The organism is Bradyrhizobium sp. I71, assembly GCF_022354745.1.
GTDB lineage: Bacteria > Pseudomonadota > Alphaproteobacteria > Rhizobiales > Xanthobacteraceae > Bradyrhizobium > Bradyrhizobium liaoningense.
This window is the reverse complement of sequence record NZ_CP059398.1, coordinates 3,412,503-3,424,261: the sequence shown is the minus strand read 5'-3', so window position 1 is coordinate 3,424,261 and position 11,759 is coordinate 3,412,503. Positions and strand designations below refer to the sequence as shown.

Here is an 11,759-nt window from a genome sequence, read left to right as displayed (position 1 = left end):
GCCCAGGCACGACCGTGTCCCGGTCGGGGAAACGCGAGCGCCCAGCTACCCATGCTTGTGCCCTTGCTTGCGCCCCTTCGCCTGCTTGCCTTCGCCGGTCGGAATCATCACCACGCGGCCGTAGCGCACGCCGCGTTCGGCGATGATGTGGTCGGCGAAGTGCCTGACCTCGGAGGCGTTGCCGCGCAGCGCCGTCATCTCCATGCAATTGTCGTCGTCGAGATGGACGTGCAGCGTCGCCAGCGCGAGGTCGTGATGGCCGTGGAATTCCTGCACCAGGCGCTTTGAGAGATCGCGCGCGGCGTGGTCGTAGACATAGACGAGACCGGCCACGCATTGGCCGGTCTGTGCCGTGCCCTCCGTGCTCTGTTGCAGGCCGGCGCGGGCGAGATCGCGAATGATCTCGGAGCGGTTCTGGTAGCCGCGCGCCTCCGCCGCTGCGTCGATCTCCGCCAGGAGATCGTCCTCGATCGTGATCGTTATCCGCTGCATCGGGTCCTCTCCATCGGGCTACGGGCCATTTGTAGCCTTTCCTCCGAAGGGAGGCGAGGGAGTGTGCCGGTAGCTCACAGTCGCGTCGTGCGCAGGCGCAGCGCATTGCCGACCACGCTCACCGAGGACAGCGCCATCGCCGCTGCGGCGATGATCGGCGAGAGCAGCACGCCAAAGGTGGGATAGAGCACCCCGGCGGCGATCGGAATGCCGGCGGCGTTGTAGATGAAGGCGAAAAACAGGTTCTGGCGGATGTTGCTCATCGTCGCCTGCGACAGTTTTCGCGCCCGCACGATGCCGACGAGATCGCCCTTGAGCAGCGTGACGCCGGCGCTCTCCATCGCCACGTCGGTGCCGGTGCCCATGGCGATGCCGACCTCGGCCGCCGCCAGCGCCGGCGCGTCGTTGACGCCGTCGCCGGCCATCGCGACGCTGCGGCCGGCCTTCTGCAGCTTGGTGACCACCGCGCTCTTCTGGTCCGGCAGCACCTCGGCCTCGACCTCGGCGATGCCGAGGCGGCGCGCCACGGCCTCGGCCGTGGTGCGGTTGTCGCCGGTCAGCATGATGACCCTGATGCCTTCCGCCGCGAGCGCCTTCAGCGCCTCCGGGGTCGAGGCCTTGACCGGATCGGCAATCGCGAACAGGCCGGCCAGCCGGCCGTCGACGGCCATGTTGATCACGGTCGCGCCGTCGCCACGCAGCCGTTCGGCTTCGGTGTCGAGCGTCCTGGTCTCGATGCCGATCGACGTCAGGTATTTTGCATTGCCGAGCACGATGGTCTTGCCGTCGATCTTGCCGGTCGCGCCCTTGCCAGTCGGCGAATCGAACTGCTCGACCTGGCCAAGGGCGAGCTGCTTCTCCCTGGCCGCGCGCACGATGGCGTCAGCCAGGGGATGTTCGCTGGCCCGCTCGACGCTGGCCGCGAGCCGAAGGATGTCGTCTTCCGTAAAGCCGGCCGCCGGCACGACCGCGACCACCTTGGGCTTGCCCTCGGTCAGCGTGCCGGTCTTGTCGACCACCAGCGTGTCGATCTTCTCCATGCGCTCCAGCGCCTCGGCGTTCTTGATCAGCACGCCTCCCTGCGCGCCGCGGCCGACGCCGACCATGATCGACATCGGGGTCGCGAGGCCGAGCGCGCAGGGGCACGCGATGATCAGCACGCTGACGGCTGCGACCAGGCCGAAGGCCAGCCGCGGCTCCGGTCCAAACCAGGCCCAGGCGCCGAAGGCAGCGAGCGCGATGACGATCACCATCGGCACGAACCAGCCGGAGACCTGGTCGGCCAGGCGCTGGATCGGCGCGCGCGAGCGCTGCGCGTCCGCAACCATCTGAACGATCTGCGACAGCAGCGTCTCGCGCCCGACCTTGTCCGCACGCATCACGAAGCTGCCCGACTGGTTCAGCGTGCCGGCAATGACCTTCGCGCCGGTCTCCTTGGTGACCGGCATGGATTCGCCGGTGACCAGGGATTCGTCGAGCGAGGAGCGGCCCTCCAGGATGATGCCGTCCACCGGCACCTTCTCGCCGGGGCGAACGCGCAAGGACTCGCCGGCATGGAGCGCGTCGATCTCGACCTCGTGCTCGCTGCCGTCGGCCTCGACGCGGCGCGCGGTCTTCGGTGCAAGCTGGAGCAGCGCCTTGATCGCACCAGAGGTCGCGTCGCGGGCGCGCAGCTCCAGCACCTGGCCGAGCAGCACCAGCACGGTGATGACGGCAGCCGCCTCGAAATAGACGGCGACAGCACCCTCATGACCGCGGAAGGTGGCAGGGAACAGCTGCGGTGCCACGGTGCCGAGGACGCTGTAGACATAGGCGACGCCGGTGCCCATCGCGATCAGCGTGAACATGTTGAGGTTGCGCGTCAGCAGCGACTGCCAGCCGCGGACGAAGAACGGCCAGCCCGCCCACAGCACCACGGGCGTCGCGAAGACGAACTGGATCCAGTTCGACAGCGTCGGATCGATCCAGTTGTGCGGGCCCGCGAGATGGCCGCCCATCTCCAGCACCACGGCCGGCAGCGCCAGCGCGCCGCCGATCCAGAACCGCCGCGTCATGTCGGCGAGCTCGGGGTTGGGTCCGGTCTCGAGGCTCGCCACCTCAGGCTCCAGCGCCATGCCGCAGATCGGGCAGGTGCCCGGGCCGACCTGGCGAATCTCCGGATGCATCGGGCAGGTGTAGATGGTGCCCGCGGGCATCTCGGGCTCGGGCGCCTTCTCCTTCGCAAGATACTTGGCGGGATCGGCGGCGAACTTGGTACGGCAGCCGGCCGAGCAGAAATGGAAGGTCTCGCCGTGATGTGTGAAGTGGTGCTTCGAGGTCGCGGGATCGACCGTCATGCCGCAGACGGGGTCCTTCACCTTGGTCGCGGAATCACCGTGGTCGTGGCCGTGATGATGAGCGTGGCTGGAATGATCGACGTGGCCGCCGCAGCATGAGGATGCCGCGGGCTTCGCCGCCGGCGGTGCAGCTTTCGTGGAACAGCCGCATCCGGAATGGGTTTCCGCGTCGTGACGATGCTCGCTGCTGTTCATGGCCATTCTCCGGTCCTGTCCCTGGGCTTGCAACCTATACCCGGTAGGGGTATATAGACCCCATGCGCAAGGACATCAAGGCATCTGTCGGAAAACGTCTCGGCCGGATCGAGGGCCAGGTTCGCGGCCTGTCGAAAATGGTAGAGGAAGACCGCTACTGCATCGACATCGTGACGCAGATCTCGGCTGTGCGTGCCGCGCTGCGCCGGGTCGAGGAGGAGGTCCTGAAGGACCACGTCGCCCATTGCGTCGAGCACGCCATTGCGAGCGGCGACAAGGCCGACCAGCGCGAGAAGATCGCGGAGCTGATGGCGGTGATCGGGCGGGCGGAGCGGTAGCGCACGCTCTCTCTACCGTCATTGCGAGGAGCTCTTGCGACGAAGCAATCCAGACTGCCACCGTGGTAACAGTCTGGATTGCTTCGCTGCGCTCGCAATGACGGAATAGAGGGACGCGCGGTATCTCCTCTCGCTTTTCGAGCGAAAGCCGGGACTTTTACCGCGAGTTCGATGGATTGCGCTCGGTAGACGTACCGAACGAGGAGTCTTCGCCAAACGACTTGTAGGGGTAATGGGTCCTGGCTTTCGCCAAGGATGACGTTGGCAGGAGACTTACGCCGCCATCTCCCGCGTCCTCGCGCGGTACGCCGCGAGTTCGCTCGGCAGCACGAAATGCTCGGAGAAAGCGGCGCTGGCCCCCGCGGCCTGCAAGGTCACTTCTTCAGCCGGAATCTCAGCCGGCGCCTCTTCGTCAATCGCCTCAGGAATGAGCGGCGGCGCCAGGACCGTTTCTGGAAACACACTGAATGAGCCCGCTACCTCCTCGAGCGGCTTCTGCTTGTCGGCCCAGTGCAGGGCGGTGTAGTCGAACCCGTGCACGATGGTGGGTTTGACGACTTCGAAATAGGGCGAGATGTCGAAGTCGCGGGGCATGTAGAGCGAGGAATCGCGGATGTGCAGGATCTCGCGGCGCGCGGCACGGCTGCCGGCCTTGGTGATCTTCGGCAGGATCGGATAGCGCACGGCGTCGAAGGCCTGCGCGATCAACGCCGAGCAGATGATCTTGGTCGGGTCGCCCGAGCCGATCGCGATCATGCGCCGGCGCCAGCGCTGCGGTATCGGCATCGGGAACAGATAACGCATCAAGTCGACGATGTTCTTGGTGTCGTAGCCGAAGCCGATGCGGTTGATGGCGTAGCGGCAGACCGTGGTGCGGTCCTCATAGGACAGTCCGACCGGGCGGCAGAGGCGGGTGTGGTAGGGGAAATATTTCGACAGCGGCGCCGAGGTGACGCCCTCGCCGATATTGGCCTCGATCAGCACATGCGGCTCGCCATCCGCCTCCTCCGCACCTGCGACCGGGCCGACATAGAGCGCCGCATGCGACCAGGTCGACTGCGTCAGATATTTGATGATGCCGGAGATGCGGTTGTTGCCCTCGACCAGCAGCACGTCGCCGGGCTCGATGACGCCGCGCAGATGCTCCGGGTCGCTCGGCGTGAACGGCTCGTAGCCCGGCACCTCCTTCGAGAGGTACGCGGCAATCAGCTTGCCGACTGAATCCAGGACCGTCCCCATGTCAAACTCCCCCCACGGCCTTTTCCGGCCGTCTTTTTCCCTTCTCTATCATGGTCGAAACGTGTTGCAATTCGGTTCATCACTCTGTGAGATCAAGCACGATTGATTCACCATGATGGTTGCCGTGCAACATCAGATGCAGCAAGGTTCGCGGGCTGTTCCCATACGCCGCAAGTCCCCGGAAACCATCACATGACAATTACGCGCCGCGGTTTCCTTTCGGCGTCGGCGGCCCTTGCGGCGCTGCCGGTCCTGCGCGCATCCGCCGCGCCCCTGCCGCGCGAGGCCGACATCGTCGTGATCGGGGCCGGAACAGCCGGAATCGCCGCGGCGCGGCGCATCATGGCGGCGGGCCGCAAGGTCATCGTGGTGGAAGCGGCATCGCAAGCAGGCGGCCGCTGCATCACCGATAGCACGACCTTCGACACGCCGTTCGATCGCGGCGCGCGCTGGATGCACAATCCCGACACCAACCCGATGATCCGGCTGGCGCGCAGTGTCGGGCTGGATGCGCTGCCGGCGCCATCGGGCCAGAAGATGCGCATCGGCCGCCGCAACGCGCGCGCGGGCGAGACCGAGCAGTTCCTGGCCGCGCTGGTACGCGCCAACCGCGCCATCGACGAGGCCGCGCGCGGCAAGTTGGATACCTCCTGCGCGTCCGTGCTGCCGAAGGATCTCGGCGACTGGGCGGGTGCGGCCGAGTTCATGCTGGGCCCGGGCTTCGCCGGCAAGGACCTGAAGGAGCTGTCCGCGATCGACAAGGGACGCGCGCAGGACCGCAATGCGGCGATCGCCTGTCGTCAGGGCCTCGGCACTCTGATTGCCAAGCTCGGCGAGCAGGTGCCGGTGGCGCTGTCGACGCCGGCGAGCCGGATCGTCTGGAGCAACCGCGACGTCGGCGTGGAGACGCAAGCCGGCAAGATCGCCGCACGTGCCGCCATCCTCACGGTTTCGACCAATGTGCTGACGTCGGGCGCTATCAGGTTCGCGCCCGACATTCCCAAGCGCACGTTGGATGCGGCCTCAAAGCTCAGCCTCGGCAGCTACGATCGCATCGTGCTGCAACTGCCGGGCAATCCGCTCGGCCTGTCGCGCGACGATATCCTCATCGAGCAGAGCAATTCGACGCGCACGGCGCTCATGTTCGCCAATATCGGCGGCTCCTCGTTGTGCTCGATCGATGTCGGCGGCTCCTTCGGCCGCGATCTCTCCGAGCAGGGCGAGAAGGCCATGGCCGCTTTCGCGAAGGAGTGGATCACGAAGCTGTTCGGCAGCGAGGCCGCTTCAGCCGTGCAGAAGACCAGCGCGACGCGCTGGAATGCCGCGCCCTACGTGTTGGGCGCAATGTCGGCATCCTCGCCCGGCGGCCAGCTTTCGCGAAGGACCCTGGGCGAGCCGATCGGCAACATGTTCCTCGCCGGCGAAGCCACGCACGAGACGCTCTGGGGCACCGTCGACGGCGCCTGGGAAAGCGGCGAGCGCGCTGCGGATGCCGCCTTGCGCAAGATCGGCGCGCTCAAGGCCGAGCCGGCCGACGTGCCGACGCAATCGACGAAGAAGCGGCGGGCAAGACCGCAATGAATTCGACGCGTCGTCCCGGCGAAGAGAGCTACCGCAACACCCCGTCCAGCACCGGCAGCCCGGCAATCACCGCCACCGCGATCAGCGCATAGCAGATCCCGCGGAACACTTTCTCGCTGGCGCGGCCGAACAGCGAGGCGCCGAAGGCGACGCCGATCGCATAGACCGGCCCGACGACCAGCGAGAGCGCGAGCGATTCGCGGCTGATCAGGCCCGTGGTCGCGTAACTGATCATCGAGAACAAATCCGACGCGCCAAAGAACAGCACGATGTTGGCGCGTGCGACGATCGGTGCGATCGGGCGGCCGAGCCAGTAGCCGACGATCGGCGGGCCGCCGGTCTGCGCGAGGCCGCTGCAGAAGCCCGAGAGACCGCCGATGCCGACCGAGAGCCAGGCGTGGTCCTTGCCGCGATAGCGCCAGCCCGACAGCAGCAGGAGCAGGAGGGCGGCGACGAAGCAGGAGATGATCCATCGCGTGGTGACGGGCTCCAGCACGCTCAGGAAATAGGTGCCGACGGGCACGCCGATCAGCGCGCCCAGCACGATCACGGCAGTGGCCCTGCGGTCGGCCTTCCGCCATGCGTCAGGCAGCAGCGGTGCGGCCGCGACGAAATCGATGACGAGCAGCAAGGCGGCAACGAGCCGCGGCGCTGCGATGCTGCTCGCCAGCGGCATGAAGATCAGCGCCGAACCGAAGCCGGAGAAGCCGCGCGCGGTGCCCGAAACGAAAGCGACGGCGCAGAGCGCCATCGCAATGGTGAGGCTGACATCCTTCGGGAGAAAGTCGGCGAGACTCATGCTTGTCGATTCTTGAGCATGATGCCGTCCGAAAATCGCTTCACACTTCTCGGCATCATGCTCTCAGAGTACCGCCAGTCTTCTTCGTGACTTCGGCCACGATCTTGGCACCGACGGCCTCGATCTCCTGGTCGGTCAGGGTCTTCTCGCGCGGCTGGATGGTCACCGCGATCGCGATCGACTTCTTGCCGTCATCGATGCCCTTGCCCTCGTAGACGTCGAAAACGTTCACGCCGGTAATCAGCTTCTTGTCGACGGCTTGCGCGGCGCGGACGATGTCGCCGGCCTTCACGGCGCGGTCGACGATGAAGGCGAAGTCGCGCGACACCGGCTGGAAGGCGGAGAGCTCGATCAGCGGCTTGGCGCGCGTCGGCTTCTTCTTCGCCTCAGGGATGCGGTCGAGGATGACCTCGAACACCATCAAGGGACCGTCGACACCGAGCGCCTCGAGCGCGCGCGGATGCATCTCGCCGAAATGGCCGAGCACGTTCTGCGGGCCGATCTGGATCGTGGCGGAACGTCCCGGATGCAGCCAGCCAGGACCACCCGCCACGACCTGAAGCGCCTGCATCGGCGCACCGGCCGCAGCGAGCACCGCCAGCGCGTCGGCTTTCGCGTCGAACACGTCAGCCTGGGTCGAGCCGGTCCAGTGCCGTCCGAGACCTTCGGAGGAAGCAAAGCCGCGGCGCACGCCGCTTGCCGCCATGAACTGGTCCTGCGGGCGATCGCCCTTGAAAATCTGGCCCACCTCGAACAGCGCGACATCGCCAAAGCCGCGATCAGTGTTGGCCTGCGCGGCCGCGATCAGGCCCGCAAGCAAGGTCGGGCGCATATCCGACAAATCGGACGCGATCGGGTTGGCCACTTCGAGCTCGCGCTGGCCGCCGCCGAACAATTCCGCCGCGGGCTTGGCAATGAAGGACCATGTCACGGCTTCGACCATGCCGCGGCTCGCGAGCGCGCGCCGCGCCCGTCGGGTGCGCAGCTGGAGCGGGGTCAAAACGGACTTGCGTGCGTCCTCGCCGCGTTCGAACGGCGTCATCGGCACCTTGTCGACGCCGAAGATGCGGACGACCTCCTCGACGATGTCGGCCTTGCCGTGCACGTCCGTGCGCCAGGACGGCACCGCCACCTTCACGACCGGGCCGGGGCCCGCCATCATGAAGCCGAGATGGGTCAGGATGCGCTTCATCTCCGCTTGCGGCACCTCGATGCCCGAGAGTCGCTTGACCTCGGTGATCGGGAACTCGATCAAGCGGTCATCGCCAAAGGCCTTGCCGACCACGACAGTCTCGGACGGCGTGCCGCCGCACATCTCCATCACGAGCTTGGTCGCGAGCTCCAGTCCCGGCACCATGAAGGCCGGGTCGACGCCGCGCTCGAAGCGGTAGCGCGCATCGGAATTGATGCCGAGCTTGCGGCCGGTCTGGGCGATGTTGATCTCGTTCCACAGCGCCGATTCGATCAGCACGTCGGTGGTGTCATCGTCGCAGCCGGAGGCCTCGCCGCCCATGATGCCGGCGAGCGATTCGACGCCGTGCTCGTCCGCGATGACGCAAATCGCGGGATCGAGATTGTAGGTACGGCCGTCGAGCGCGAGCAGCGTCTCGCCGTTGCGGGCGCGGCGCACGACGAGATTGCCCTTGACCTTCTTCGCGTCGAACACGTGCAGCGGCCGCGCGCGGTCGAAGGTCATGAAGTTGGTGATGTCGACCAGCGCGTTGATCGGGCGCAGTCCGATCGCGGTCAGCCGCTTCTGCAGCCATTCCGGCGACGGTCCGTTCTTGACGCCGCGCACGAGGCGGAGCGCGAAGCCGGGACACAGCGAGGAATCCTCGACCGTGACCTTCACCGGGCATGGGAAGTCGCCCTTGATCGGCTTGATGGTCGGGTCCTTGAACTTGCCCATGTCGGCGGCGGCGAGGTCGCGCGCGATGCCGTGCACGCCGGTGCAGTCCTGCCGGTTCGGCGTCAGATTGATCTCGACCACGGGATCGCCGAGCCCGGCCCATTCGGCGTAGGCCGCGCCAACAGGCGCATCGGCCGGCAATTCCATGATGCCGTCATGGTCGTTGGAGATCTGCAATTCGGCCGCCGAGCACAGCATGCCGCGGCTCTCGACGCCGCGGATGGTGCCGATGCCGAGCGTGATGTCCTTGCCGGGAATGTATGTGCCGGGTGGCGAGAACACGCTGACGAGGCCCGCACGCGCGTTCGGCGCGCCGCACACCACCTGCACCGGCGCACCGCCGTCACCGGTGTCGACCATGCAGACCCGCAAGCGATCCGCATTCGGATGCTGCTCGGCCGAGATCACCTTCGCGATGGTGAACGGCTTCAGCGCCTTCGCCTTGTCCTCGATGTTCTCGACCTCGAGCCCGATCATGGTGAGCTTCTCGGCGAGCTTGTCGAGCGGCTCGTCGGTCTCGAGATGATCCTTCAGCCAGGAGAGGGTGAATTTCATGGCTGCTTCTTCTCCACGGAGACGGTCTGCTCCCTCTCCCGCTTGCGGGGGAGGGCTGGGGTGGGGGTTCTCTCCGCGATGGTGGTCGCGATTGTGTCGAGAACGCCGCCACGATTGGTCATGACATCGAGATTGCTGAAGCGGAGCACCTTGAAGCCCTTCGCTTCGATCGCCGCAGAGCGTCGCGCATCGGCGCGCTCGCCTTCATCGGAGAAATGCTGGCCGCCATCGAGCTCGATCACGAGCTTGGCGGCGTGGCAGATGAAATCGGCGATGTAGCGCTCGATTGGCACCTGGCGGCGGAAGCTCGCGCCGTTCAATCGGCCGGCGCGCAGCTCCGACCACAGGATGCGCTCTGCATCGGTCGAATTGCGCCTGAGTGCGCGCGCATTGGCACGCTGTTTGGCCGGCACTTTCCAGTCCGGATGCTTGGGATCGACCATCGGCAGCCCCGTTGCGGAGAAACCCTCTCCCCAGCCCTCCCCCGCAAGCGGGGGAGGGGGTTCGACCTGTCGCGCCGACAGAGAATACGTTTCCATGAGGCAAGCGCCACGCGTTCGCTCCATCCATTCCCTCCCCCGCTTGCGGGGGAGGGTCAGGGAGAGGGCTGTCTCCCCAACGGGAACGGAGAGAGTCTTCGCGGTCTCAGATTGGAGTGCCGCCCTCACGAACTCAGCCCTCCGGCAAGCGTCGGCACCTCCAGCGGCTTGAAGCCGTAATGGGACAGCCAGCGGACGTCGCTGTCGAACAGCTGGCGCAGGTCGGCGATGCCGTATTTCAGCATGGCGATGCGGTCGATGCCCATGCCCCAGGCAAAGCCCTGGTACTCGTCGGGATCGATGCCGCAGGCGCGCAGCACGTTCGGATGCACCATGCCGCAGCCGAGAATCTCGAGCCAGTCCTCGCCCTCGCCGAAGCGGATCTCGCCCTTGTCGCGGCGGCACTGGATGTCGACTTCCAGCGACGGCTCGGTGAACGGGAAGAAGGAGGGGCGGAAGCGCATGTTGATGTGGTCGACCTCGAAGAACGCCTTGCAGAACTCGTGCAGGATCCATTTGAGGTGGCCGAGATGCGAGGTCTTGTCGATGACGAGGCCTTCGACCTGGTGGAATTGTGGCGTGTGGGTCGCGTCCGAATCGATGCGGTAGGTGCGGCCCGGGCAGATGACGCGGATCGGCGGCTTCTGGCTCAGCATCGTGCGCACCTGCACCGGCGAGGTGTGGGTTCGCAGCAGCATGCGCGAGCCGTCCTCCTTCGGATGGAAGAAGAAGGTGTCGTGCATCTCGCGCGCGGGATGGCCTTCCGGGAAATTCAGCTTGGTGAAGTTGTAGTCGTCGGTCTCGATGTCGGGACCTTCGGCGACCGAGAATCCCATGTCGGCGAAGATCGTGGTCAGCTCGTCCCAGACCTGGCTCAGCGGATGGATGCGGCCGGCCTCGACCGGTGCGTCGCGCAGCGGCAGGGTGACGTCGATGGTCTCGGATGCCAGCCGCGCATCGAGCGCCGCCGACTTCAGCACGTCGCGCCTTGCTGCGAGCGCCTCGGTGACCTTGTCCTTGGCCTGGTTGATCGCCGCGCCTTGCGACTTGCGCTCGTCGGGCGACATCTTGCCGAGCGTGGCGAGCAGCGCCGAGATCGAGCCCTTCTTGCCGAGGGCTGCGACGCGCACCGCTTCGAGCGCGGCTTCATCGCCGGCGGCGGCGATCTGGTCGAGGATGGATGTTTCGAGCGTTGCGAGGTCGGACACAGTCAAATCCTTGGCTCCAAATTCGGCTGGGTTGTCGCCGCCGGAAGGGCGTAACGTCAAGCGAAAAGCCGGTGTTTTCGGGCTCCCGCCCGGCCGGGGTGAACCTCGCGAGGGCGCGGGCCACCAAGGAAGGATACGAGGAGACCTTCGCGATGCCTTCGAAATGCTGTTGGGCCGTTCTGGCCGCTGTTCTGTCCATTGCCGGTACCCCGGCGCGCGCCATGGTCTGCATGGAGCAATCCATGACGCTGGACGAGGTCGCGGCCGCCATCAGCAGCCAGAAGAGCTGCGAAAGCGCGATGAAGGTCTTCAGGGATTGCCAGCTGACCGCGAGCGGCGATGTCGAGCTCGGCGCCGCCGTCGAGACGAAGTGCGAGGCGGACTTCAAGCCCGGCCTCAGCGCCGCGCAGGCGCAGGCCTACAAGCGCGAGATGCACGCGTGCGACGTCAAGTACCGGAACAAGTCCGGCACCATGTATCAGTCGTTTACGGCATTCTGCCGGGCGGAGGTCGCCCAGCGTTACTCGCAACGCGCGCTGCAGGCTGCGGGCCAGAAGGCCCGCTAGCG

10 protein-coding genes are annotated in these 11,759 nt (G+C 66.4%); 3 read left to right on the top strand and 7 right to left on the bottom strand.

Annotated elements, in window-relative coordinates; genetic code table 11:
- Positions 1-45 precede the first annotated feature (45 nt).
- Positions 46-492: a nickel-responsive transcriptional regulator NikR gene (nikR, locus tag FJV43_RS16605; RefSeq protein ID WP_239628579.1), complete on the bottom strand. Its 447-nt coding sequence runs from the start codon at positions 490-492 to the stop codon at positions 46-48.
- Between the two features lie 74 nt (positions 493-566).
- Entirely contained in the window at positions 567-3,023 is a 2,457-nt protein-coding gene (locus FJV43_RS16600; RefSeq protein WP_239628577.1) for a heavy metal translocating P-type ATPase, read from the bottom strand.
- Positions 3,024-3,085: 62 nt separating this feature from the next.
- Between FJV43_RS16600 and FJV43_RS16595 the strand changes: the two genes are divergently transcribed.
- A complete protein-coding gene (locus FJV43_RS16595; RefSeq protein ID WP_007598521.1) occupies positions 3,086-3,361 on the top strand; it encodes a metal-sensitive transcriptional regulator in 276 nt (91 codons plus the stop codon).
- Between the two features lie 273 nt (positions 3,362-3,634).
- Here the strand turns inward: FJV43_RS16595 and FJV43_RS16590 are convergent, their stop codons facing one another.
- Positions 3,635-4,600, bottom strand: a complete 966-nt coding sequence (locus tag FJV43_RS16590; protein WP_239628576.1) for a YiiX/YebB-like N1pC/P60 family cysteine hydrolase — start codon at positions 4,598-4,600, stop codon at positions 3,635-3,637.
- A gap of 192 nt (positions 4,601-4,792) precedes the next feature.
- Between FJV43_RS16590 and FJV43_RS16585 the strand changes: the two genes are divergently transcribed.
- A complete protein-coding gene (locus FJV43_RS16585; protein WP_239628574.1) occupies positions 4,793-6,181 on the top strand; it encodes an FAD-dependent oxidoreductase in 1,389 nt (462 codons plus the stop codon).
- Positions 6,182-6,209: 28 nt separating this feature from the next.
- Here FJV43_RS16585 and FJV43_RS16580 read toward each other — a convergent pair whose 3' ends face one another.
- From FJV43_RS16580 to pheS, 4 genes are all read right to left on the bottom strand, one after another.
- A complete protein-coding gene (locus FJV43_RS16580) occupies positions 6,210-6,980 on the bottom strand; it encodes a sulfite exporter TauE/SafE family protein (protein ID WP_239628572.1) in 771 nt (256 codons plus the stop codon).
- 55 nt (positions 6,981-7,035) lie between these two features.
- Complete coding sequence (gene pheT, locus FJV43_RS16575) at positions 7,036-9,444, bottom strand: phenylalanine--tRNA ligase subunit beta (RefSeq protein ID WP_239628570.1); 2,409 nt, start codon at positions 9,442-9,444, stop codon at positions 7,036-7,038.
- Positions 9,441-9,887 (bottom strand): endonuclease domain-containing protein, encoded by a 447-nt coding sequence (locus tag FJV43_RS16570; RefSeq protein ID WP_239628568.1) that lies wholly within the window; start codon positions 9,885-9,887, stop codon positions 9,441-9,443. Before FJV43_RS16570 ends, pheT begins: the two co-directional genes overlap by 4 nt.
- Positions 9,888-10,108: 221 nt before the next feature.
- Positions 10,109-11,191: a phenylalanine--tRNA ligase subunit alpha gene (gene pheS / locus FJV43_RS16565; protein WP_239629438.1), complete on the bottom strand. Its 1,083-nt coding sequence runs from the start codon at positions 11,189-11,191 to the stop codon at positions 10,109-10,111.
- A gap of 242 nt (positions 11,192-11,433) precedes the next feature.
- On the opposite strand from pheS, the gene FJV43_RS16560 reads away from it, so the two are divergent.
- Positions 11,434-11,757, top strand: coding sequence for a hypothetical protein (locus FJV43_RS16560; RefSeq protein ID WP_239628566.1), 324 nt, complete (start codon positions 11,434-11,436; stop codon positions 11,755-11,757).
- Positions 11,758-11,759: the final 2 nt, after the last annotated feature.

What these genes read in the sequence shown, in the direction of transcription:
- nikR (WP_239628579.1), bottom strand. Translation starts at nt 492, where the DNA reads ATGCAGCGGATAACGATCACGATCGAGGACGATCTCCTGGCGGAGATC.
- FJV43_RS16600 (WP_239628577.1), bottom strand. Translation starts at nt 3,023, where the DNA reads ATGAACAGCAGCGAGCATCGTCACGACGCGGAAACCCATTCCGGATGC.
- FJV43_RS16595 (WP_007598521.1), top strand. Translation starts at nt 3,086, where the DNA reads ATGCGCAAGGACATCAAGGCATCTGTCGGAAAACGTCTCGGCCGGATC.
- FJV43_RS16590 (WP_239628576.1), bottom strand. Translation starts at nt 4,600, where the DNA reads ATGGGGACGGTCCTGGATTCAGTCGGCAAGCTGATTGCCGCGTACCTC.
- FJV43_RS16585 (WP_239628574.1), top strand. Translation starts at nt 4,793, where the DNA reads ATGACAATTACGCGCCGCGGTTTCCTTTCGGCGTCGGCGGCCCTTGCG.
- FJV43_RS16580 (WP_239628572.1), bottom strand. Translation starts at nt 6,980, where the DNA reads ATGAGTCTCGCCGACTTTCTCCCGAAGGATGTCAGCCTCACCATTGCG.
- pheT (WP_239628570.1), bottom strand. Translation starts at nt 9,444, where the DNA reads ATGAAATTCACCCTCTCCTGGCTGAAGGATCATCTCGAGACCGACGAG.
- FJV43_RS16570 (WP_239628568.1), bottom strand. Translation starts at nt 9,887, where the DNA reads ATGGTCGATCCCAAGCATCCGGACTGGAAAGTGCCGGCCAAACAGCGT.
- FJV43_RS16560 (WP_239628566.1), top strand. Translation starts at nt 11,434, where the DNA reads ATGACGCTGGACGAGGTCGCGGCCGCCATCAGCAGCCAGAAGAGCTGC.